Origin of the sequence: Winogradskyella sp. (assembly GCF_965228925.1) — a bacterium.
Classification (GTDB): domain Bacteria; phylum Bacteroidota; class Bacteroidia; order Flavobacteriales; family Flavobacteriaceae; genus Winogradskyella.
The window spans coordinates 648,212-671,712 of the sequence record NZ_OZ245845.1 but is presented as its reverse complement, the minus strand read 5'-3'; the positions used below and the strand labels follow the sequence as shown (position 1 = coordinate 671,712).

Below are 23,501 nucleotides of genomic sequence, written 5' to 3'. Positions count from 1 at the left end.
CTCGAATATATAAAAAATGGCTATTAACAGGATGTTAACAATGTTATAATAGACCAACTACCGTATTAATCGACAAATGGTTTATGTCTTTTTGAGTTCTATATAAACTGGAAAATGATCGCTATAACCTCCCTTGTATTTTTTCCCTACATAAGTCCTAAAAGGTTGTCCTTTATACTTGCCATGGTACTGCGTTAAGGATCTGTCATTATAGATATCGGCCATATCAAAAGCTAAGGAGGTATTCGAACGGTCAAAAAAGTTAGTTGAAACTAAAATCTGGTCAAACAAATTCCATTCAAAATCATGATTGATACTGCCATTATCTTGTGACCAAACAGTTTTAAAAGGATTGAATAAATGACCCTCCTCTTCAAGTAACTTCAAACTGGCGTTGTCTGGGTTATCGTTAAAGTCTCCCATCACAATGATTTTGGTATTATCCTTATGCTTCAATCTGCGGACAATAGAATTAACCACTTTAGCTGCGGCTAAACGCTTATATTCGGTTTCTTTTTCTCCTTCCCGTCGAGATGACCAGTGGTTAACGATGATACTAAGCGCGTCTCCATTCAATTTTCCCTGTACCAAGAGAATATCTCGGGTATAATCCCTTTCTCCGGTATCTGTTTGAAGATATACGGAGTACGTTTCGGAATTTTCTAATTCGAAATCATCGCTTTTGTACAATAGTGCGACATCAATGCCGCGCTCATCGGAAGAATCGTAGTGCACATAGCTGTAATTCTCATCGATAAGGTGTTTGCTTTGTACCAAATCGGATAATACTTTTTTATTCTCCACTTCGGCCAAACCAACAATTACAGGCGCCCTTTCAGAATCTTCCTTGCCAATTCTCGAGATTACAGAACCTAATTTCCGAAGTTTATTTTCATAGCGCTTAGGGGTCCATCGTTTTGCCGAAGTCGGTAGAAAATCATCATCATTGGTGAGGGGATCGTTTTCTATATCAAATAAGTTTTCAATATTATAGAAGGCTATGGTATGTGTGTTTGAAGGTATATTCATAGCCTTAAATATAGGATATTTAAAGTGTATTTAGAATAGGCATTTGTTTAACTTTGCACTTTGATATATTTATGATAGAAAAAAAAGACATCGCTTTAGAAAAGGTTGTACTCATAGGGATCATAACCCAAGATCAAGATGAAGCCCAATCTAAAGAATATTTAGACGAATTAGAATTTCTTACCTATACTGCGGGAGGCGAAGTCGTAAGACGCTATACCCAAAAAATGGCGATGCCAAACCCTAAAACATTTATAGGAACGGGTAAGATGGAAGAAGTGATGCACTTTGTAAAGGATAATGAGATCGGAACCGTTATTTTTGATGATGAATTATCTCCTGCCCAAGAAAGAAATATCAGTAAAATTCTGAACTGTAAAATCCTTGATAGGACAAATCTTATTCTGGATATTTTCGCCCAGCGTGCTCAAACCAGTTATGCTAGAACTCAGGTCGAGTTGGCGCAATGCGAATATCTCTTACCAAGGTTAAAAGGAATGTGGACACACTTAGAGCGCCAAAAAGGGGGTATAGGTATGCGTGGTCCTGGTGAAACCGAAATTGAAACGGATAGACGTATTGTTCGCGATAAAATTTCGCTTTTAAAATCCAAAATAAAAGCGATTGATAAACAAATGGCGGTTCAGCGAGGTAACCGAGGCAAAATGGTAAGGGTGGCCCTTGTGGGGTATACCAATGTTGGGAAGTCGACCTTAATGAATGTCATCAGTAAAAGTGAAGTGTTTGCTGAAAATAAGTTGTTTGCTACTTTAGATACCACGGTTAGAAAAGTGGTTATTGGTAATTTGCCTTTTTTAGTGAGCGATACCGTAGGTTTTATTAGAAAACTGCCTACGCAATTGGTGGAGTCGTTTAAAAGTACATTGGATGAGGTAAGGGAAGCAGACTTACTGTTGCATGTTGTGGATATTTCACATTCTAATTTTGAGGAGCACATAGAATCGGTTAACCAGATTTTGGACGAAATCGGCAGCAAGGATAAGCCGACCATAATGGTGTTTAACAAAATCGATGCGTATAGCGCCCAACCTTTTGATGAAGAAGACCTGACCTTAGAGCGAACAAAGGCCAACTACAGCATTGAAGAATGGAAGAAGACCTGGATGTCTAAAGTCGGTGACCATGCTTTATTTATTTCCGCATTGAACAAAGAGAACCTAGACGAATTTAGAAAACGTGTGTATAAAGAGGTAAGAGAAATTCATATCACAAGGTTTCCATATAATCATTTTCTATATCCAGACGTTGAAGATATAACTTAAATCATCTTCAAAATGGATTTCAATAGCAACCCATTCAAAGTCAGACTCAAAAAGATTATTAAGAATAAATGGATAAAATGGCTTTCTGTAATCGCAGGTGCCATTTTACTATTTTTCATTGGACTTTACCTTAGTGTTTATTTAGGTTTTTTTGGGAAATTACCAACGACCGAAGATTTAGGTTCAATACAACACGAACGAGCCACTGAGCTTTTAGACCATAAGGGTAAGTTAATAGGAAAGTATTATATCTACGACCGACAGCCAGTAAGCTTTCAGGATTTTCCTAAGCATTTAATCGATGCCTTGATAGCCACTGAAGATAGTCGCTTTTATGAACATGATGGTATTGACAATATAAGTCTGATCAGGGTTTTTGTAAAGAATTTGATCCTTCAGGATAAAAACGCTGGTGGTGGAAGCACCATTACACTTCAACTGGCAAAGAATTTATACGGCAGAAAGAACTACGCTATGTTTAGTATGCTCATCAATAAATTTAAGGAATCTATTGTTGCCAAGCGTATTGAAGACGTTTATACCAAGGAAGACATTTTAACCCTATACCTTAATACAGTTCCATTTCCAGATAATACTTATGGGATAGAAAGTGCCTCGTTAAAGTTTTTCGATAAATCTGTGAAAGATTTAACCCTTAATGAAGCTGCTACTTTGGTAGGAACACTAAAAGCAAATACCTATTATAATCCTAGGGTTCATCGGCAACGCAGTGAGGATAGACGAAACGTAGTGCTCAATCAAATGGTAAGCTATGGCTATTTGACAAAGGATTCTTTAGAATTTTATAGTAATCAGAAGTTAGCGTTGAATTACAAGTCCTACGATCACGATTTAGGACTGGCGCCTTATTTTAGGGAAGCGGTGAAACAGGAACTTTCAAAAATTTTGGATACCCTAAAAACACCTGAAGGTGATAAATATAACCTATATAAGGATGGTCTTGTTGTGCATACGACTTTAGATTCCCAAATGCAACAATATGCCGAAGATGCCATGAAAGCTCATTTAACCACTTTACAAAGTAATTTTGAAGCGTCCTATGGAACAGGGGCGCCTTGGAATGGAAATTCTAAAGTATTGAAAGCGGCAATTCAAAAACTGCCGCAAACGAAAAGGTATAAGGCTAATGGCTTGTCGGATGTTCAGATTAAAGATTCCCTAAACTTAAAACGCAACGTGGAATTGTTTAGCTGGAAAGGCGATCATATCGCATCTATTTCGGTAATTGACAGTTTGAAACATTATTTAAAATTCCTCAACACCGGAATGCTGTCCATTGACCCTAAAACAGGTGCCATAAGAGCATATATTGGTGGCATAGATTACAGATTTTTTAAATACGACCATGTGTCTCAAAGTGAACGTCAAGTAGGCTCAACCTTTAAGCCCTTTGTTTACACAGCCGCAATAGAAAACGGCTTGGATCCTTGCACGTATTTTTCTTTAAGAGAAGTTACTTATACCAACTACGATGATTGGACGCCAAGTAATGCTGGTAGTAAGGACCAAGACCCACATATTAATTACACGTTAGAGAATGCCTTGAGTAATTCGGTTAATACCATTGCGGTGAAGGTTTTGGAAGACGTTGGTATTCCCAAAACAATTAAGCAGGTTGAAAAATTAGGAATCTCACACGAGTTGCCTAATAAGCCCTCATTAGCTTTAGGTGTTTCTGAAATTAATTTGAAAGAACTCACCGGTGCTTATGCGAGCTATGTCAATAACAGCAAGCCCGTAAAACCATTTTTAATCACAAAAATTGAAAATAAAGATGGCAAGGTCATTGCCAGTTTTAAACCAGAAGTTTCAAAACATCAGGCTTACAGCAATTACACAAGGCAAGTTTTGCTAGAGATGATGAAATCTACCGTAAATAGTGGTACAGCAGCACGATTACGCAGCACCTATAGGTTACATAATGCAATTGCAGGAAAAACAGGAACTACACAAGGCAATAAAGACGGCTGGTTTGTAGCGCTGACGCCAAAATTGGTTACCATCACTTGGGTTGGTAACGATAATCATGGTATAGGTTTTAAATCTACTGGGTTGGGACAAGGTGCAAATTCAGCGCTACCAATATTTGCCAAGTTTTATCAGAAGTTGAATAAAGACTCAGACTATAAAACTATCACCAGAGCCAAGTTTGAAAAGGCACATGAGAAAGTTATCAAAGATTTAGATTGCAAACCCACAAAACGCGATGGCTTTTTTAAGCGTTTATTTAAAAAGAAGCATAAAAAGAAAACGTTTGATTAAAAAGAAAATCCTGTCAGTTCTATTTGACAGGATTTTTTTCTCTATAAAGCTGTATTTTTATCAGAACTTGTAACTTATACCAACAGTGTAATAGCTTTGTAGGTCGTTATCAATATTATCGAATGTGGCATCTTCATTCCCTAAAGTGTTTAATTCATAATTTAAAGCTTCCTGCTTATTACTTCTCAAACCAAAATCTAGGCCAACACCAAAATTCTTCCATAAGGTATAACTGAATGAGTTAATCCATGTCCAGTTAGATAAATCGCCATCTTCATAACTTTGAAACATAGATAGATTAGTCTTAAAGTTGATTTTACCGATTTGTCTGGTATAGTCCGCAAGAATTTTTGCACCAAGAGATGAGTTGAATATGGTATCATCGTCTGCAAAAACAAAATTGTAGTTTCCTGGATGAATCACGACCACTAAATTTTGAACAGGAGTCCATGTAAAACCAACACCAAGATCTAAATAACCGGGATCATTAAAATTATTCAGTACCGTAGTTCTATATTCCATTAATCCAGAAACCGCCCATTTTTCGCTCAATTTACGACCATATAACGATGATAAGTTAAATACGTCTGTTGTCGGTTCAAAATTATCACTGTCTGTATCAGAGTCTTTATCATCTAGTTTTACCCAATTAAAGTTTGTATTTAAAGCATTTCTCCAAAAGAATTTTTCTTCAATTAAATTAGCAAATGCATTAACGGTAAAACCAATATTCCCTGAGGCATTGTTAGGCACCCCTTGGGCATACCAGTTATTAAAGTTAGATAGGCTACCACCAATGGTACCAAAGGCGCCAACTCTCCATCCGGGTAAGGCATCAATTTGTGCCTGTAAAGCGTCGGCCTCAGCCTGATACTTGTCAGCCTCAGCTTGTTTCTCGGCTTTTTGTGCTTCTAATTCTTCTTTTGTTTGGGAAAACCCAAACGTTACGGCTAAGAATAAAAATACCGATAGGGGTAATGTTTTGTTCATAATCATTTAAAATTTAGTAAATCAAAGTTGTTATTTGTGTGCAAATATAAGTGTTATTGACATCAGCTGCATGCGTAATGTATTGAAAATCACTTCTATTTAGACCTTGTAATTGCGTTAAGGTCACATTTTTTTTCTTTTATAAAGCGGCACAGAGGAACAGGCCTCGCCAAACATGATGGATTTAGCAATAGGTTTTAGCTTTTGGGAAAGGAGAACTAAGGCATTTGCCGGAACAGGTTTATGGGAACAACCTTTAATGATAACGGGCATATCTTGATAAATAGACAGATCCAAGTCTGAAATAATAGAGGCATAGAGTATGGACTCTAAGTGCTCTAAAGAGCCGATAACCGTGAGTTTAGATACGCCCTCAAGTTGCATAGTAATCAGCATATAGGCCCAATCTGGAACAATAGCATCAGTTGAGCAATACAAGGAAATGTAAGCGTCTTTGTATTGTGACCAATCATGAGCTGATACAGATGCTCTAAACTCTTTTTCACGGAGCACCAAGCCTTCAAATAACCAATCCTTTATGTCAAATAAGACGCGTTTGCCCTCAGGGTAAAAATCTTCGAGGTCGATAACTTTTAATTTACTATTAGCGACTCTATTTATAATTTCTTCGGCCATACTACAGCATTCCTAGTTCTAATTTGGCTTCTTCACTCATTAAATCCTGCGACCAAGGAGGGTCAAAAGTAATCTCGACTTCGGCATTCTTAACATCATTTATGGATTTCACTTTTTCTTCAACTTCGAGTGGTAATGTTTCTGCCACGGGGCAGTTAGGGGATGTTAAGGTCATTAGTATTTTTACATCGTAATCTTCATTGACAAGCACATCGTAAATTAATCCCAATTCGTAAATATCTACAGGAATTTCAGGATCGTAGATGGTTTTTAAAACCCTTACAATCTTATCTCCAAGTACATTTGTATCTATAGTTGATTCGCTCATTTTTTAATTCAATTGTGTTTGGTATGCGATGGCATACATTTTTAATTGTTTTATCATACTTACCAGACCATTAGCTCTGGTTGGAGACAAGTGCTCCTTTAATCCGATTTTATCAATGAAATCGGTGTTGGCTTCGATAATAGCTTTAGGGTGCTGGTTAGAAAATACTCTAATGAGTATGGCAATAATGCCCTTGGTAATAATAGCATCACTGTCTGCCGTGAAACTTACCTTGTCATCTGTCATACGTGCGTGCACCCAAACTTTACTTTGGCAGCCTTTTATAATATGGTCTTCAGTTTTATATTGTTCGTCAATGAGAGGGAGGGTTTTGCCTAAATCGATCATATACTGATAGCGATCTTCCCAGTCGTCAAACATAGAAAACTCGTCTATAATATCATTTTGAATGTCTTCAATAGTCATGGTCAAATTATTTCGTGCAAAGTTACAAAATCACTACTGTTTTGTTAAGTTTTCCCTTATAGATAACACTTTATTAACTAGGGCCTTGATGGCGTCGGGTGGTGTGCCATGATCAAAACTTGGGGACATGGTTTCAACATCTCCTCTTATAACAGATAGTGTGGCGTGTGGAGCACCATCGAAAAGACGCTTGTCTGTTGGTGCCTTCAACTTATCCAGATGTTCAATATCAATGTCTTGCAACAATTCATTTAAGGATTCCCAGTCTTCAGGTTGACATGTATACGACTCCATAGCTTTTAAATAACGGTCGTTAGAAGTTGTAATAGTCGATTTAGAAATCTGTATATACTCAAATATGTCCCTGGATTGTACGCGATAGGTGATTAGGGTTGAATCACCATTGGTTTCCAGATTAACTTTCCGGTTTTGTCCTTTGTTATTAGCTTGAGACACCGTCGCTCTGTCGGCCATTAACACTACGACATCTTCATTATATAAGACAAGCCCATTGTCGGTCAACGCTATTTTGTTTGATGTTTTTAAAGTCGATAAGAAATGCTGCTCTGCACTGCTGATGTCTTTTCCACAATATTTTTTAGAGGCCGCGAGGTCACTAAAGCTGATCGTATTATTGTCGAGCGTATAGGTTCCAAAAAAACTGTTACAACCACCAAAACCCGTAACTCTATTCGAATTGGCTTCAAATGCGATTTTCAAAGTCGAGTCCTTTGTGGTCTTACCATCAATCTGTGTCACTAAATAATCCCCAGAAATCGAATTTTGATCCAAAGATTTAGTATCCATAGCATTTTTACTTGTGCTACAACCGTTAGTTAGTACTAATAGACTAAAAATAGAGAGTAAAACTTTCATATTAAAAAGGTTTAATATGTAATATACACTTTTAATGCCAAAATTTATCCCAGCATCATGATGGCTTTTTTTAATGCCGTAATAAAGGTGTCGATTTCCGCTTTGGTATTGTAGAACATAAAGGACGCCCTAATGGTGCCCGGGATGTTGTAAAAATCCATAATGGGTTGGGCGCAATGATGTCCGGTACGTACAGCAATTCCCATTTTGTCCAAAATCGTACCGATATCATAGGGATGGATATTACCGACGTTAAACGAAATCACTGAGGTTTTTTCTTGAGCTGTTCCGTAGATTTTAAGACCTTCAATTTGCTCTAATTGCGCAGTGGCATAATTTAAAAGCTCATTTTCGTATTGGGCAATAGTTTTAAACCCAATGGCATTCATATAGTCGATGGCCGCACCAAAAGCGATACCACCACAAACATTTGGAGTACCTGCTTCAAATTTATGGGGTAAGTCCGCATAGGTCGTTTTTTCGAAAGTGACTTCTGAGATCATCTCCCCTCCACCTTGATATGGAGGCAGCTTTTTAAGCCATTCTTCTTTGCCATAAAGCATCCCGATACCCGTTGGACCGCAAACCTTATGGGCAGAGCAGACATAAAAATCGACATCCAAAGCGCGAACATCGGGTTTTAAATGTGGGCAGGATTGTGCGCCGTCAACTAAAATTGCGGCACCAAATTCATGGGCCTTCTCAATAATATATTCGATGGGATTAATGGTCCCTAAAGCATTAGAAATATGATTGACGAAAACCAGCTTTGTACGTTCATTGAGGAGGACGTCAAATCCTGAAAGTACCAATTCGCCATTGGCGTTCATCGGAATCACTTTTAATGTAGCTCCAGTGCGTTCGCAAAGCATTTGCCAAGGCACAATATTGCTGTGGTGCTCTAAAGCGGAAACAAGCACTTCATCTCCTTCCTTTAACAGAGATGAAAACCCGTTGGCCACTAGATTAATACCGTGGGTTGTCCCAGAGGTAAAAATGATTTCATGAGCATATTCAGCATTAAAGTGGTTTTGGATTTTCTGTCGTGCGCTCTCGTAAGCGTCAGTAGCTTCTTGACTCAGGGCATGGACGCCTCTGTGAATGTTGGCGTTGTAATTGGAATAATAATCTACAATAACATCAATAACCTGCTGCGGCGTCTGTGATGTTGCCGCATTATCAAAATAGATTAGCGGCTTTCCATTGACGACACGATTAAGGATAGGGAAGTCTTTTCTAATTTTTTGAACGTCTAACATTAGTTTTAATTCCATATACAAAGGTACGAAGCAATGTTAACAAAGTAAAACTTATAACAATGCTTTAAGAGTAGATTTACTATTTCATAAGTACCTTTATAAGATAAGAGTTTTTAAGTCGCTTTTAAAAAATTAATTTAAGTTAAATCGAAAAATAAAAGACTGCAAAAAAAGTGAAAATTATAAAGTGTATTAATTGTGGGACTTATAATAAAAATAGGGATCATTGTAAAAAATGTGGTACACTTTTGTCACACAAAAAAAGAAGAGAGCAGCGTATCAAAGCCGAAAAGATTGAGAGGTTGGAAAAGGCAAAAAAGAGGCCTCCAAGCTTTATTGAACATTTGCAGCAACATCGCTATATAGCGTATCGAGCTCTAGGTTGGCTTTTGTATTCGGCTTTTGTTGTTGTAGGCGCTATAGGAGCATTTATAGCGTGGTTAGTATTTGCTATTGCTGCAGGATGATATGAACGTTACACTTAAATATTACTTTACGATTTCGGTCATTATAGGGACATTGGTTTATGTGGCGCAAAAACAGCATATGGACTTACCAATAATCATTAACAATTATGTCAATGATTTTTTAATTATTCCAATCTGTTTAACAATCAGCTTATTTATATTAAGATTCACCAGAAATGAACAACACTATTATTTACGTTTACATCACGTAGTGTACTTAGCGCTTTTTTATAGTGTGCTTTTTGAACTTATTTTGCCACAATATAATGAGCGCTATACATCAGATCCTATCGATATTCTGCTATATTTTTTGAGTGGTTTTCTGTTTTACACACTACAGCGAAAGGATAAGGCATAACACTAGTAGCTTGAATACTTTTTTATGCTGAATCTTATGGTGATAAATTAATTAGAGGTTAAACCCAATATTTACTCCTAATTTATTCGCAATAATCTTTGTAATTCTGCTTTTAATTTCAGGAATTTTTACAGAATCCAAAACATTATTACTGAATGCAAACATCAACAAAGCTCTAGCTTCCTTTTCTGGAATGCCTCGAGAACGCAAATAGAACATGGCGCTATCATCGAGTTGTCCTATGGTACAACCGTGGGAGCACTTCACATCATCGGCAAAAATCTCGAGTTGAGGTTTGGTATTAATGCTCGCTTTATCGCTCACTAAAATATTATTGTTGGCCTGAAATGCATTGGTCTTTTGTGCTTCTTTTTCAACGATGACCTTCCCATTAAAAACACCGGTAGAATTATCGTCAAAAATACCCTTGTAATCTTGGTGACTTTCGCAATTGGGTTCTATATGATGTACCAACGTATTGTGGTCCACATGCTGTTTATTGCCGATAATAGTTATGCCTTTCATCGTAGAGTCGATGCGCTCACCATTTTGGAAGAAATTGAGGTTATTTCTGGTCAATTTACCACCAAATGAAAAGGTATGAACTTTGGCAATGCTTTCGCGCTTTTGATTGATAAAGGTGTTGTCTATTAACGACGCTGTTTCCCTATCGTTCTGAATTTTGTAATAATCAACGATAGCACGTTTATTGGCAAAAATTTCAGTAACGCTATTGGTCAATACGGGATTGTTAGTTAAACTCTGATGACGTTCAATAATCTGAACATGCGAGTTCTCATCAACCACAATTAAGTTACGAGGCTGTAGCATTAATGCGGCCTCATTTCCTGTTGAAAAATGAAGAATTTGAATCGGTTTTTCAACCAATTTATTCTTCGGGATATGGATATAAGCGCCCTCGGCAGAGAAGGCTGTGTTTAAGGATGACAAGCCATCTTTTGTAGCGATCTTATTGAAATAATTTTCGATAACTAACCTGTATTTTGGCTTGGTCAAGGCCGCGGACATGAGGCAAACATCGATGCCGTCGTGCGTGGTTTGTGATAAGTGTGAAGAGTACTTGCCATCGATAAAAATAATTTTGTAAGAATCGATATCGTGGATAAAGTACTTCTTAACATCTTTAAATTCTAAAGCCTCCTCGTGCTTTGGAAAAACACTGTAGTCATGTTTCAAAACAGTATTTAAAGATGTGTACTTCCAAGCTTCCTGTCGCTTGGTAGGGAAACCTTCAACTTCAAATTGTTTTATAGCTTCAGTTCTTATATCATGAACAGGAGAATCTATGTCGACCATATTTTCAAAGGCCATGAAAGAAGACACTAACTTTTCTTTTAATTCCATATTTAATAAGTTTTCAGTATTCAGTAACAGTTTGCAGTAAAGTGTATATTAATGTATCTGCTTACTGCGACTGTCCACTGTTTACTAGCACTATGCGCCAACCTCTTCTTTAATCCAGTCGTAACCTTTAGCCTCCAACTCGTGAGCTAATTCTTTCGACCCAGACTTTACAATTTTACCATCGTGCAATACATGTACATAATCTGGAACGATGTAATCCAATAATCTTTGATAGTGTGTAATAACGATAACCGCATTGTCTTTAGACTTTAGCTTGTTAACGCCATTGGCAACAATTCTAAGTGCATCTATATCTAGCCCTGAATCAGTTTCGTCCAATATGGCTAACTTCGGTTCTAGCATGGCCATTTGAAAAATCTCATTGCGCTTTTTCTCACCACCAGAAAAGCCTTCATTTAACGAGCGCGACAAAAACTTGCGGTCAATCTCCAACATTTCAGATTTTTCTCGAATCATCTTTAGCATTTCGTTGGCAGGCATGTCGTCCAAGCCTTTGGCTTTTCGAGTTTCATTGATGGCGGTTTTCATGAAATTTGTGACACTCACCCCAGGAATTTCTACGGGATACTGAAATGATAAAAACACCCCTTTGTGTGCGCGTTCTTCTGGTCCGAGTTCATCAATATTTTCTCCGTCTAAAAGAATTTCTCCTTCTTCAACTTCATACTCTTCTTTACCAGCGACCACGGCGGCCAAAGTACTTTTTCCAGAACCATTAGGCCCCATAATGGCGTGTACTTCCCCTGGTTTTACATGGAGGTTAATGCCTTTTAAAATGCCTTTATCATCTACACTGGCATGTAAGTTTTTTATCTTTAACATTGCTATCTAGTTTGCTAATTTTATTACGTCTTCTTTATTAGGATCGGGTGCTTCCACCTTCAAAATGTCTTTAACTTCTAATATATTGTCCCATAGAATATTTTGATCTGTATTCTCAATCCGCTTCACTCTAATAGTGACGGGCACAGAGGTATATTCATCCGTTTTAAAGGGTTTTACTTTTTCATTTAGAAGGTGCATATTATCGTCAACAACAACCCCATAGATATCGTTGAGCGTTTGAAATACCGCTGCTTTTTTATTGGCGTCATATACAAAATCACCCTTCATTGTTATTAAGCCATCATTTTGGTCATAGGACTTAGCACGATTTTCTTCTAAGTTCAGTTCTTGTTGCTTTGACTCATTTTTACAGGCCATAAGACCAATTGAAATCAAAAAAATAAAGCATGCCTTTTTCATGATTAATGATTTTTATCCTACGGAGCCTTCTAAACTTATTTCCAATAATTTTTGAGCCTCCACCGCAAACTCCATCGGGAGCTTATTGAGTACTTCCTTGCTAAAGCCATTGACAATTAAAGCGATAGCTTTTTCAGTATCTATACCACGTTGGTTACAATAAAAAATTTGATCTTCACCAATTTTACTCGTGGTGGCTTCATGTTCTATTTGTGCAGACTTATTTTTAGCTTCGATGTATGGGAAGGTGTGTGCCCCACACTCATTGCCCATAAGTAAACTATCGCACTGTGAGAAATTACGAGCATTTTCGGCTCTTGAACTAATTTGTACTAGTCCGCGATAAGAATTTTGGGATTTCCCAGCAGAAATACCTTTCGAAATAATCGTGGATTTCGTGTTTTTCCCTAAATGAATCATTTTTGTACCCGTATCCGCTTGCTGAAAATTATTGGTCACCGCAATAGAGTAGAATTCACCCACTGAATGATCTCCTTTTAACACACATGACGGGTATTTCCATGTAACTGCAGAACCCGTTTCGACCTGTGTCCACGAAATTTTAGCATTGGTCTCACAAAGCCCACGCTTAGTCACAAAGTTATAAACACCTCCTTTACCTTCTGCATTACCGGGATACCAGTTTTGTACGGTCGAATATTTAATCTCAGCATTGTCGAGAGCAATCAGTTCTACAACTGCCGCATGTAATTGGTTTTCATCTCGGCTCGGTGCTGTACAACCTTCTAGATAACTCACATAGCTACCTTCATCGGCAATCACCAAGGTGCGTTCAAACTGACCTGTACCCGCTTGATTAATTCTGAAGTAAGTGGACAATTCCATAGGGCATTTTACGCCTTTCGGAATATAACAGAAAGAGCCATCACTAAATACAGCGGAATTCAATGCCGCATAAAAGTTATCCTTCTGTGGTACCACTGTACCGATGTATTTTCTAACCAGTTCTGGGTGTTCCTGAATCGCTTCAGAAATACTCATAAAGATGATTCCCTTTTCGGCTAAAGTCTTTTTGAATGTCGTGGCTACGGATACCGAATCGACTACAACATCCATTGCTACACCCGCTAACTTTTTTTGCTCATCTAAAGAGATGCCGAGCTTTTCAAAGGTCGCCAAAAGCTCAGGATCCACCTCATCCAAACTATCGTACTTTGGTTTGCTATTCGGGGCAGAGTAATAGGATATAGCCTGAAAATCTGGTTTTTCATAATGAACATTGGCCCATTCAGGCTCAGTCATTTCCTTCCAGATTTTAAACGCCTCAAGACGCCATTCGGTCATCCATTCGGGCTCTTCTTTCTTTTTAGAAATTGCTCTAACTATATCTTCGTTTAAGCCATTGGGAAAGGTGTCGGATTCTATATCCGTATAAAAACCGTACTCATATTCCTTGGTTTTTAATTCTTCCCGTAAATCGTCTTCAGTATATTTACTCATCGGTCTTTTTTAAAGTGAAAATGATTCTCCACAACCGCAGGTGCGATTGGCATTAGGATTATTGAATACAAATCCGGTACCGTTAAGTCCACCAGAGTATTCTAAAGTTGTGCCTATGAGGTAAAGAAAGCTCTTCTTGTCGACGATAATTTTAACGCCATTATCTTCAAATACTTTATCGCCATCAACTTGAGTGTTGTCAAACTTTAAATCATATGACAAACCAGAGCATCCACCGCTCTTTACACCAACTCTAATGTAATCGGTATCTGGATTATAGCCGTCATCAGTCATCAACTCAACGACTTTTTTCTTTGCTTGTTCAGAAACTTTAATCATAATATTAAAGTAGATTAATTCTAAATTGAATGCAAATATACGATATAGCTAGGCTTAATCCATAGTTACTAACATTATATTAGCATATCATTTGATAGAATTTTCCTATGGATTAAGAAAATTTAGGTTTGGAAATTTGAAGATTCAAATGAAACAATTGCCTGAGCGTCGATTGAATGTCTTTATTGGACACGCTCATCTCATCAAAATTACCATGTTCATCCGTATTGACTTTTGTTCCACAGATACTGCAGGTCAATTCAGCGGTCTGGTCGGAATTAGTTTTGGATTTCACAAAATTATGACCAAACACGGCACAAGGTAATGCTTTGTTTGAAGTAGGTTTCATCAATAAAATTTGGGACTGAAAAATTAATGTTTTTAAGTGCAAATAATGCTAAAACACAAGATTTTTCGATAAAACACATGTTTTTAACAGATTATTCTTACAAATTTTAATTTTGAAACTCTGGATTATTAATAAATGACGGATCCGATAGCGTTAATAAGAAGGCCTTTAAATCGGCTTTTTCTTGAGCGGTCAATTGTACACCACCTTGATCAATTTGCTTCATTAATGGATCTATGGTCGGAGAGTCCTGAAGCCCTTCACTATAATGATCAATAACCTCATCTAGTGTTGCAAATCTACCATCATGCATATAAGGGGCCGTATAGGCTAAATTTCTCAGGGATGGTGATCTAAATTTACCATTGTCATTAGGATCTCCAGTGACTGCACCTAAACCCAGATCCGTAAAGGTGGCATCCAGGCCATTATTGTGAAAATCATTATTGGTCCATAGCGGGTTATTTGGATTGCCATGACAATGAAAGCAATCTCCTTTATCTTCCCTTAGGAAAATATCCAATCCGTTTAACTCTTGTGCTGTTAAATCGGTTTGGCCTAAAGTATACTGGTCAAATTTTGAATTGGCAGAAATCAGCGTGCGTTCAAATTGGGCAATCGCTTTAGTAGTGAGTTCCTTGGTGATCGTTGAGGTCTTAAACGCCAACTGAAACAATTCGGGATATTCAGAATGCGCTTGTAGACGGTCCACAACGTCGTCCCAGTTACTGTGAAGTTCAATAGGGTTTTGCACGGGTTCTTCAGCTTGACGTTCTAAGCTCAATTCTTTTCCATCCCACGCAAAGCGTTCGTTATAATTCCACGCCAAATTAAAAATGGGCATGGAGTTTCTGGTACCTGCTATGCCATCTACACCAACACTCGTTGGGGTGTTATCCGTAAAGGCACTTTGAGGAGAGTGGCAAGAGGCACAAGACTGTGTGCCATCCGCAGATAAAATAGTGTCGAAGAAAAGTTTTTTGCCTAGAGCAACACCTTCAACGGTTTGAGGATTATCTGTTGGAATGACAGGAGGGATAACATTACTCGAAAGAATCTGAGGAATATCTAGAGGCATGGCTGTAGGTTCATAACCAGCATCATCGTTTGAACAACTCAAACAAAGTAAAACAATGCATAGCCATAGCCCTCTTTTTTCCATCTTCTATTCTGTTTGTTGGGAAACCTCACCTAAGCTAAACACCGCCTGACCATTTTCGAACATCAGTATTTGGGCAGTAGAATTAGGCATCAGCATTTGATTATAGACGTTTAAATCCCAAAGATTTGGATTTTTAAACCACTCAGCGATATTCATTTTTATTTCAATTTCGGTAGAACTTGTAATAGGAATGGCTCCAAGGTTAACCGTGAAAAATGTGTCTTGAGGAAAGGTGGGGTTGGCACCAGGATTATCAACTGCTCTAATGGCATGATAGTTAAAGCCCATTTCTTCCATATTAGAATTAATGAATTCACCATCAAATTGCATATAATGGTAACCACCACCAAGCATTTCAGGCACATTAAAGTTTGCAGAATTTAGATCAAGATAATTTTGGGCATTATCTTCATTATCCAAGCCAAAAGTAAAAGACACGTTAGCATAATTTCCAATAGGAATGGTACTCGGAAGCGTGTAAGACAGACCATTATCATTGGTGACATCTACTAAATTATGGACATTGGTACTTAGAACTTCGCCAGAATTGGTCCTGAAGGTAATATCTGAAATGACATAGCGTAAACGTTCTATACTAATAGTTTCCCCATTGGCATTTGTAAAAATGAAATTATTAAAATCCGCATTACTCACTGGAGTGCCATCCCAATCATGGGTAAATGTAAAGGTGGGTGAGGCTTGTTGTGTGCTGCCTGTATTGCTGTCATCACTCTCACATGCAAAAAAGCATAGGGCTACACACCACAGGAGTGTAAATTTTCTAACCATTTTATTATTCAATTTTTATTAAAAGTAAATCTGTAAATCCTTTATTTTCTAATATATCCTGATCATTACTCGTGGTATCTCCCACGGCAATGATAGCGCCATTGTTCAATTCCGTTACGCCATATGAAAAGTCAATATTTGAACCTCCAATAGTATGTTCCCAGAGTAAATCACCGTCGTTATCAATTTTAAGCACCCAAGCATCATTTTGTCCCTTATTCTCAGCAACATCCATATCGCTGCTACGAGAACTCCCCGAGAGGATAAAACCGTTATTTTGGGATTTAACAATAGACCTCGCAACATCAAAGTTGGTTCCGCCAATCGTTTTTTCCCAAATTAAGTTGCCATCCGGAGACATTTTAACAAGCCATAAATCGGCAGCACCTTTGTTTTCGGAGATATCATTATCCGTACTACGCGTATCACCGGTAATCATAAAATTACCGTCTGCGGTACCCACTATAGCCCTTGCCTCATCGATTTGACTGCCGCCAAAGGACTTTTCCCAAACCAAATCTCCGGTTGATGTAATTCTAATCACCCAGAAATCATATGTGCCGAGATTGCCCGAAATATCAGTATCACTACTATCCGAACCTCCAGCTATAATATAGCCGTTGTCATTAGTTTGAACAGCACCTTCTGGCGTATCTGTGAAATTGCCACCAAAATAACGGCTCCACTCTAAGTCTCCTAAACTGTCAAGTTTTAAAACCCAATAGTCACCGCCCGCATGCCTTTGCGAATTTCTTGATGTTTCGCCGGCACCACCTGAGGCCGTAACATCGAGGATTCCAGTAACTAAGTAACCTTGATCATTAGTCTGAATAACAGAAATTCCGGAATCTGCCCCTTGAAAACCAAACGATTTTTGCCAACTCATATTGCCATTGGGATCTAACTTTGCCACCCAGAAATCTTGTAAACCTGCATTTGCAGTGACATCGCCATTAGCACTAAAACTAAAGCCTAAAATGGCATAGCCGCCGTCTTGTGTTTGAATGATGTCGTTCCCTCTATCATCGCCATCACCACCATAGGTTTTTTGCCATTGCAAATTATCCTGGGCATCAAACTTAAGAACCCAATAATCAAAGCTTTCATCTTGTTTGTCAGTAATGTCACCATTATTGCTTTGGGTAAAGCCTAGAATAGCATAGCCACCATCTTGCGTGGCCACAACAGACTGTGCACTGTCGTTATTTGTGCCCCCCAAAGTTGTTACCATACTGACTTCACCGGCGATTTCAGTAGGTCCTTCTGAATCGTCATCGGAGCAGTTAATCGCTAAAAGTGTTAGGCAAAGTAATGATAATATGGTGGCCTTTTTTTTCATAGCATTTAGGTCATTTCCTTAGACTGCATCATATCCATGCGGGTGTTAATTGACAACTAATTTTTTGGTTATTTTATTGTTTATGCGGACCAAATATACACCGGGCTTATAGTTAGATGTTGGTAAAATGATTTCGCCAATATTCATCTTATGTTTTGAAAATAGTTGTTGGCCTAATTGATTATAAATTTCAATGGAATCAATCATTTGGTTTTGAGAAACCTTAACTAAAGCTTCCGCATTTGTCGGGTTAGGTGATAGCGAAAAGCGGACTTGGTATGTGTTGTCATCAACCGATAAGGATTGATTCTTTCTTAGGACAAACATGCCTCTATCAATATCGCTAATCAAAATATTACCACTATTAAAATAGGGATAAACACTCCACGCTCCATTAAAAGCCGTAAAATCGTTATCGGGATAGGTGTCAAAAAAGGCAATTTCTGTCATAGGGTTTGTCGTGGATTGAATATTTGAGATATCAAGTAGCCTCAAGCCAGCCCTGTAACTAGCTAAATAAAATTCATTTCCTAAGACATAACCATTATGGTCTATGGCTTCCGAAGGTCCGAAATAAATAGATGTTTGTACAGGGTTATCTAAATCTGAAAAGTCAAAAACCACAGTTCTGGTGTTGACGCCAAAATCGACTTCATCGTCCTCATCCCCCAGAATAAAATAGCGTTGATCTTCGGTGAACCATCCTTGATGGGTATAACCTACTTGTGGGTACGAGATATCACTAATTTTTATGACGTTGTTTTTGTCTGTAACATCTAAAATGACGACTTTGGTTTCATTACTTCCTATAAAAATCTCACGCCCCGTATAGTCAGTGTCAGGGCCATTGTAAGTTACGACCTGTGCATCATGAGTATACCCTTCGGCCGAATAACCACCAGCATCTACAGGATTCGTAGGATTAGAAATATCAATAAAGGTCGGACCGCCACTAAAGGTATTACAGCCCACTAAATAGGCGTAGCCTATACTTTCGTTTATAACTATGTTGTGGCAGCTCGTCACCCCTGTATATACGGTATCGGCTGTGAATGTTTGAGGAGGGTTTACCACATTTCTCAATCGCTTTAAGTCAAAAACTTGCATGCCATGTGCTCCTACCAAATCGGCGACGATAAAAGCGTGGTCGTTGTATACCTTTACGTCGCGCCAAAAACTTGTTCCGGCAGAGGTGTCTAATCGTCCTAAAAACACAGGATTTATAGGGTCTGTGATATCGACAAAGGCGGTGCTGTTTGTTGTTGCCACAATAGCATATTCTTTGTTGTTTGTAGGATCTGTCCACCCCCAAACATCGCTTCCTTCAGGATTTCCGCTAGTATTGGCAAGTATCGAAATGGGAATGTTAGAAAGTAAATCTAAATTATTACAGGGATATTCACCTGCAAAACCATTAACGCAATTGGTCTGAGCACAAATAGATTGGGAAACGATAAGGACAAAAATTAAGAAATTTGATATTCTAATTTTCATAACAAAATTTATAAAGGTCATACTAGTATTATAACAACCGAAATTGGAATTACCCTAAACTTAAGGATTACTTTGTCTTACTACATATAAACCGCCGTCAATATCACTGACGACAATATTTCCACTTTCAAAAAATGGGTAAATGTTCCAAGCGCCATTAAAAGTTACACTGTTCGTAGGAATAAAGGTGTCAAAAAAACCAGATTCGGTCATTACTCCCGAATCAATATTAGAAATATCAATGGCTCTGAGACCAGCCGTATAATTAGCTATATAAAATGTATTGCCAACGACGTATCCATTGTGGTCAATAGCAGCGGTTGGTCCAAAATAATCCATGTGAAACTGTGGACTATCCAAATCGGAAAAATCGAAAACGATGGTTCTGGTATTTCCTCCAAAACTGATCTCGTCCACTTCATCACCCAATAAAAAGTATTCCATATTTTCTGTAAACCAACCTTGGTGTGTATAACCAATATTACTGTAGCCAATTGTTGAAATTTGGGTTGGATTGCTTTTATCGGTCACATCGACGATGACCACGACATTTTCATTGCTTCCAATTAAGATTTCGCGACCTGTGTAATCTGGATCAGGGCCGCTATAAGTGACGACCTGAGCATCGTGCGAATAGGCATCGTCAGCATAGCCTCCTGCAGCTACAGGTGCCGTTGGGTTTTGAATATTTACAAAGTGAGGTCCTCCATCAAAGGTATCGGTACCAACGGCATAGGCAAAACCACTGGTTTCATTAATGACGATATTGTGAGCCCTGCCGAAACCATCATAATGGCCATCTGCGTCAAAAGTCACGGGTGGATTTGTGACATTCCTTAAGCGTGTTAAATCAAAAACCTGCATACCATGATCTGGTGCTTCACTGACGATGAAGGCGTGGTTATCGTATACTTTAATGTCTCTCCAAGGATTATTAGATGTGGCTGTAGGTAGTGTCCCTAGCAAAATAGGATTGCTAGGATCCGTGATATCCACAAAAGCAGAACCACTGGTAGTGCCAACCAAAGCATACTCATTATTAGTTGTCGGATCAGTCCATCCCCAAGAATCGTTGCCTTCGGCTCCTGGGCCGCCTAGAATGTCAATAGGAATATGACTCATCAAGTCGAAGCCGTTGCATGGATGACCGTCAGCAAATCCATTGACACATGGAAATTGGGTGCCAGTTGTAGTTGTATTATCATCATCATCTGAACAAGAGGCTACGATAAAAACCGCAAAAATGATGGCAAAAACAGGACTATAGAATGTCTTAGGGGCCATACTTTTCATACTTTTTTTTAGCAATTTACGGTAATTTTCGCACTTCGTTGCGAATAACACGTAATTAACACAAATAATGATGCTTATATTTAAAAAGGATAATATTTTTGCAGCATGATAGAGGATAAAAACCCAAAGCGTACCCCTTTAAGTGAGTTAGGGGAGTTTAAACTTATTGAGCATTTAACCAGCCACTTTAAACTTAGTCAAAAATCGACACTTAAAGGTATCGGTGATGATGCCGCGATTTTAAATTTTGGCGATAAGGCCGCAGTTGTATCAACCGATTTATTGGTCGAAGGCGTGCATTTTGATTTGAGCTATGTGCCCCTAAAACATTTAGGCTACAAGGCGGTTATGGTTAACCTTTCCGATATCTATGCTATGAATGCCAGGGCGACACAAATTACGGTATCCATAGCGGTTTCGAATCGGTTTCCCTTAGAAGCCCTTGAGGAGCTGTATGCTGGAATTAGTACAGCAGCAGAACTGTACAATGTGGATGTTGTTGGTGGGGATACGACATCATCCACTTCGGGTTTAATTATTTCTATCACAGCCATTGGTGAGGTTGAGAAGGATAAGCAGGTGTTAAGGTCGGGCGCAAAACCCAATGATTTGTTGGTCGTATCGGGCGATATAGGTGGTGCTTATATGGGCTTGCAAATTCTGGAACGTGAAAAGGAAGTCTTTAAGGTCAATCCAAATTCACAACCCGATTTATCCATGTATACGTACATTGTTGAGCGTCAGTTAAAACCAGAGGCGCGTAAGGATATTGTAGAATTGCTAGAGCAACTAGATGTTAAACCGACGAGTATGATAGATATTAGTGATGGTTTGTCTTCGGAAGTCCTTCATCTATGTAAGCAAAGCCAAGTTGGGGTTGATGTTTATGAAGACAAAATCCCATTAGACCCTCAGGTTATTGCGACTTGCGAAGAGTTTAATATCGATAGCACGACTATAGCGCTTAACGGTGGTGAGGATTATGAATTGTTGATGACCATTGCGCAAGAGGACTATCCTAAGATAAAAGGTAATCCAAATTTAACCGTTATAGGGTATATGACGGAAGAAGATAAAGGCATGCATTTGGTAACGCGGGCCGAAGAAAAAATTCCGATTATTGCTAAAGGCTGGAATGCCCTTAATAATCAACCATAAGAATTTTTTGACTCTTTTCGAGGCGTTTTAGGTGAACGCGGTTGAGTACAGAATTGATTTCTTTTCGTTTTGGCGTGAGAGGTGTAAATTGACCATTACCATCTATGGTCATTTCAGACGAACAACGCGTACATTTATACTCTTTTACATGATAGGTGACAACTTTGGAGACTTTGTAATCATGCCCAAATAATGAGCAGTAAATGTTTTTCATTGCGGTTGCTATTTTTCTTAATTAGGGTCAGTGTCACAGTTAGGCTTCCCAATATAAGAAAAAGAGTTATTCACAGGTTGTCAACAATCAACAAATCGATGAAGTGACTGATTTTTGCTTTAAACGCATGAGCCGGTTATTGTAGATGCGTTCTAGGGCAGAATTAATGTCCCTATATTTTGGAGTGAGCTCTGTAAGTTTACCATTACTATCGGTGGTCAGTTGTTTTTTGCAACGCTTACAAGTGTATTCTTTAACGTGGTTGGTAACATTTTTGGTCACTTCGTAATCATGACCGAATAATTCGCAGTATAATTTAGGCATAAGGTCAGGGGCTTGGTTAGGTTCAACATGATGTAAACATAGTAAAAAAAGTTATTAACAACGTTTAAGAGAATTATTTTTCGATAAAACGTTTTAATAAGTAAGATAATTCTGATTTATTCTCAATATGACTCATGTGCCCTTCGGACAATTCCTTATGAACAATAGGGGTGTTTTTAATCTGTTCCTGAATGCGTTTAGAATTAATGAGCGTGTCTTTTTGCCCAGTAATTATCAGTGTTTTTCCGGGGATGCTTTTAAAAACTTCGAGACGATTAGGGCGCAATGCCATGCCTTTTTGTGCGGCGATATAGCCTCGCACTGGAGTTTGTAGGGCCAATCGTAAGGCGGCTTCAAACTCCTGTTTATATGTTTCGCGACTTTCGGGCGCAAACAGATTGGCAAAAGAGGTTCGTACCAAATTGTCATAATGGGTTGTTGCCATTTCAGCTGCACGTGCTCTCATGAGTTTGCGCTGATCGTCATCCGCTTCGAAGGTGGAATTCATTAAACACAAACCCTTACACAATTGTGGCTGCTGTTCGGCCAAGGCCAAAGCGACATAACCTCCCATAGAATGACCAATGTATTTAGCGCTTTTAATGTTTAAATGTTTAAGCACTGCAAAAACCACTTCAGCCATAGTGTCCATGGTATGGATATATCCCATAGATTCGGTTTGTCCATGTCCCAATAAATCGATACAAATTACTTGATGTTGTTTTGATAATTGGGGACTGAAATCCTGCCACATGTCAACCGTCTCCAAAAAACCATGGAGTAAAACTATAGCAGGTCCCTCACCCGCAATCGTATAATGGATATGACTGTTTTTATAGGCTATAATCATAAGGGCAAAGATACAGGTCAAAAACAGTTTTACTCTAGAATCATGACTAACATTTAGTATATTTACTTTTTACCAAAGACTAACTTAACATCAATTCGAGTGTCGCGACTGTCCCGACAGCTATCGGGATCAGGGTGTATCGAGACTATTTGAACAAAAGTTC

Annotated in this window: 26 protein-coding genes; 5 read left to right on the top strand and 21 right to left on the bottom strand. The window is 38.4% G+C overall.

The features are described 5' to 3' along the window. Window positions 1-81: 81 nt before the first annotated feature. Entirely contained in the window at window positions 82-1,029 is a 948-nt protein-coding gene (locus ACO052_RS02630) for an endonuclease/exonuclease/phosphatase family protein (protein ID WP_422106465.1), read from the bottom strand. A 71-nt stretch (window positions 1,030-1,100) separates the two neighbouring features. On the opposite strand from ACO052_RS02630, the gene hflX reads away from it, so the two are divergent. Next, window positions 1,101-2,312 carry a GTPase HflX gene (hflX, locus tag ACO052_RS02625; protein ID WP_422106464.1) on the top strand — a complete coding sequence of 404 codons (1,212 nt, stop codon included), beginning with the start codon at window positions 1,101-1,103 and terminating at the stop codon, window positions 2,310-2,312. 12 nt (window positions 2,313-2,324) lie between these two features. Then, window positions 2,325-4,595: a transglycosylase domain-containing protein gene (locus tag ACO052_RS02620; RefSeq protein WP_422106463.1), complete on the top strand. Its 2,271-nt coding sequence runs from the start codon at window positions 2,325-2,327 to the stop codon at window positions 4,593-4,595. A 60-nt stretch (window positions 4,596-4,655) separates the two neighbouring features. Here the strand turns inward: ACO052_RS02620 and ACO052_RS02615 are convergent, their stop codons facing one another. The 6 genes from ACO052_RS02615 to ACO052_RS02590 form a co-directional block, all read right to left on the bottom strand. Next, on the bottom strand, window positions 4,656-5,585 hold the full coding sequence (locus ACO052_RS02615; protein ID WP_422106462.1) for a DUF3078 domain-containing protein: 930 nt from the start codon (window positions 5,583-5,585) through the stop codon (window positions 4,656-4,658). A gap of 123 nt (window positions 5,586-5,708) precedes the next feature. After that, window positions 5,709-6,221, bottom strand: a complete 513-nt coding sequence (locus ACO052_RS02610; protein ID WP_422106461.1) for a DUF2480 family protein — start codon at window positions 6,219-6,221, stop codon at window positions 5,709-5,711. A gap of 1 nt (window position 6,222) precedes the next feature. Further along, window positions 6,223-6,549, bottom strand: a complete 327-nt coding sequence (locus ACO052_RS02605; RefSeq protein WP_422106460.1) for a DUF59 domain-containing protein — start codon at window positions 6,547-6,549, stop codon at window positions 6,223-6,225. A 3-nt stretch (window positions 6,550-6,552) separates the two neighbouring features. Then, window positions 6,553-6,975, bottom strand: coding sequence for a SufE family protein (locus ACO052_RS02600; protein ID WP_422106459.1), 423 nt, complete (start codon window positions 6,973-6,975; stop codon window positions 6,553-6,555). 33 nt (window positions 6,976-7,008) lie between these two features. Further along, window positions 7,009-7,851, bottom strand: a complete 843-nt coding sequence (locus ACO052_RS02595; protein WP_422106458.1) for an META domain-containing protein — start codon at window positions 7,849-7,851, stop codon at window positions 7,009-7,011. Window positions 7,852-7,895: 44 nt separating this feature from the next. Beyond that, a complete protein-coding gene (locus tag ACO052_RS02590; protein WP_422108031.1) occupies window positions 7,896-9,110 on the bottom strand; it encodes an aminotransferase class V-fold PLP-dependent enzyme in 1,215 nt (404 codons plus the stop codon). Between the two features lie 248 nt (window positions 9,111-9,358). Between ACO052_RS02590 and ACO052_RS02585 the strand changes: the two genes are divergently transcribed. Both ACO052_RS02585 and ACO052_RS02580 read left to right on the top strand, forming a co-directional pair. Next, complete coding sequence (locus tag ACO052_RS02585) at window positions 9,359-9,577, top strand: hypothetical protein (RefSeq protein WP_422106457.1); 219 nt, start codon at window positions 9,359-9,361, stop codon at window positions 9,575-9,577. A gap of 1 nt (window position 9,578) precedes the next feature. Continuing rightward, entirely contained in the window at window positions 9,579-9,935 is a 357-nt protein-coding gene (locus ACO052_RS02580; protein ID WP_422106456.1) for a hypothetical protein, read from the top strand. 51 nt (window positions 9,936-9,986) lie between these two features. On the opposite strand, the gene sufD is transcribed toward ACO052_RS02580, so the two are convergent. The 11 genes from sufD to ACO052_RS02525 all read right to left on the bottom strand — a co-directional run bounded on the left by sufD (window position 9,987) and on the right by ACO052_RS02525 (window position 20,783). Continuing rightward, window positions 9,987-11,300, bottom strand: coding sequence for a Fe-S cluster assembly protein SufD (sufD, locus tag ACO052_RS02575; RefSeq protein WP_422106455.1), 1,314 nt, complete (start codon window positions 11,298-11,300; stop codon window positions 9,987-9,989). Between the two features lie 90 nt (window positions 11,301-11,390). Then, a complete protein-coding gene (gene sufC, locus ACO052_RS02570) occupies window positions 11,391-12,143 on the bottom strand; it encodes a Fe-S cluster assembly ATPase SufC (RefSeq protein WP_422106454.1) in 753 nt (250 codons plus the stop codon). 6 nt (window positions 12,144-12,149) lie between these two features. Further along, window positions 12,150-12,566: a hypothetical protein gene (locus ACO052_RS02565; RefSeq protein WP_422106453.1), complete on the bottom strand. Its 417-nt coding sequence runs from the start codon at window positions 12,564-12,566 to the stop codon at window positions 12,150-12,152. 12 nt (window positions 12,567-12,578) lie between these two features. Next, window positions 12,579-14,027 (bottom strand): Fe-S cluster assembly protein SufB, encoded by a 1,449-nt coding sequence (gene sufB, locus ACO052_RS02560; RefSeq protein ID WP_422106452.1) that lies wholly within the window; start codon window positions 14,025-14,027, stop codon window positions 12,579-12,581. A 9-nt stretch (window positions 14,028-14,036) separates the two neighbouring features. Continuing rightward, complete coding sequence (locus tag ACO052_RS02555) at window positions 14,037-14,366, bottom strand: HesB/IscA family protein (RefSeq protein ID WP_422106451.1); 330 nt, start codon at window positions 14,364-14,366, stop codon at window positions 14,037-14,039. A 112-nt stretch (window positions 14,367-14,478) separates the two neighbouring features. Then, window positions 14,479-14,715 carry a hypothetical protein gene (locus tag ACO052_RS02550; protein WP_422106450.1) on the bottom strand — a complete coding sequence of 79 codons (237 nt, stop codon included), beginning with the start codon at window positions 14,713-14,715 and terminating at the stop codon, window positions 14,479-14,481. 106 nt (window positions 14,716-14,821) lie between these two features. Next, window positions 14,822-15,877: a cytochrome-c peroxidase gene (locus tag ACO052_RS02545; protein WP_422106449.1), complete on the bottom strand. Its 1,056-nt coding sequence runs from the start codon at window positions 15,875-15,877 to the stop codon at window positions 14,822-14,824. A gap of 3 nt (window positions 15,878-15,880) precedes the next feature. Beyond that, window positions 15,881-16,666, bottom strand: coding sequence for an MbnP family protein (locus ACO052_RS02540; protein ID WP_422106448.1), 786 nt, complete (start codon window positions 16,664-16,666; stop codon window positions 15,881-15,883). Between the two features lie 4 nt (window positions 16,667-16,670). Beyond that, window positions 16,671-18,005, bottom strand: a complete 1,335-nt coding sequence (locus ACO052_RS02535) for a hypothetical protein (RefSeq protein WP_422106447.1) — start codon at window positions 18,003-18,005, stop codon at window positions 16,671-16,673. Window positions 18,006-18,050: 45 nt separating this feature from the next. Further along, window positions 18,051-19,499: a choice-of-anchor B family protein gene (locus ACO052_RS02530; protein WP_422106446.1), complete on the bottom strand. Its 1,449-nt coding sequence runs from the start codon at window positions 19,497-19,499 to the stop codon at window positions 18,051-18,053. Window positions 19,500-19,559: 60 nt separating this feature from the next. Next, window positions 19,560-20,783 carry a choice-of-anchor B family protein gene (locus ACO052_RS02525; RefSeq protein ID WP_422106445.1) on the bottom strand — a complete coding sequence of 408 codons (1,224 nt, stop codon included), beginning with the start codon at window positions 20,781-20,783 and terminating at the stop codon, window positions 19,560-19,562. 114 nt (window positions 20,784-20,897) lie between these two features. Between ACO052_RS02525 and thiL the strand changes: the two genes are divergently transcribed. Continuing rightward, window positions 20,898-21,950: a thiamine-phosphate kinase gene (gene thiL, locus ACO052_RS02520; RefSeq protein WP_422106444.1), complete on the top strand. Its 1,053-nt coding sequence runs from the start codon at window positions 20,898-20,900 to the stop codon at window positions 21,948-21,950. On the opposite strand, the gene ACO052_RS02515 is transcribed toward thiL, so the two are convergent. From ACO052_RS02515 to ACO052_RS02505, 3 genes are all read right to left on the bottom strand, one after another. Next, window positions 21,934-22,164 (bottom strand): DUF1660 family phage protein, encoded by a 231-nt coding sequence (locus ACO052_RS02515; RefSeq protein WP_422106443.1) that lies wholly within the window; start codon window positions 22,162-22,164, stop codon window positions 21,934-21,936. The genes thiL and ACO052_RS02515 overlap by 17 nt on opposite strands. 87 nt (window positions 22,165-22,251) lie before the next feature. Next, window positions 22,252-22,488 (bottom strand): DUF1660 family phage protein, encoded by a 237-nt coding sequence (locus tag ACO052_RS02510; protein ID WP_422106442.1) that lies wholly within the window; start codon window positions 22,486-22,488, stop codon window positions 22,252-22,254. A 73-nt stretch (window positions 22,489-22,561) separates the two neighbouring features. Then, window positions 22,562-23,359 (bottom strand): alpha/beta fold hydrolase, encoded by a 798-nt coding sequence (locus tag ACO052_RS02505; protein WP_422106441.1) that lies wholly within the window; start codon window positions 23,357-23,359, stop codon window positions 22,562-22,564. Window positions 23,360-23,501 lie beyond the last annotated feature (142 nt).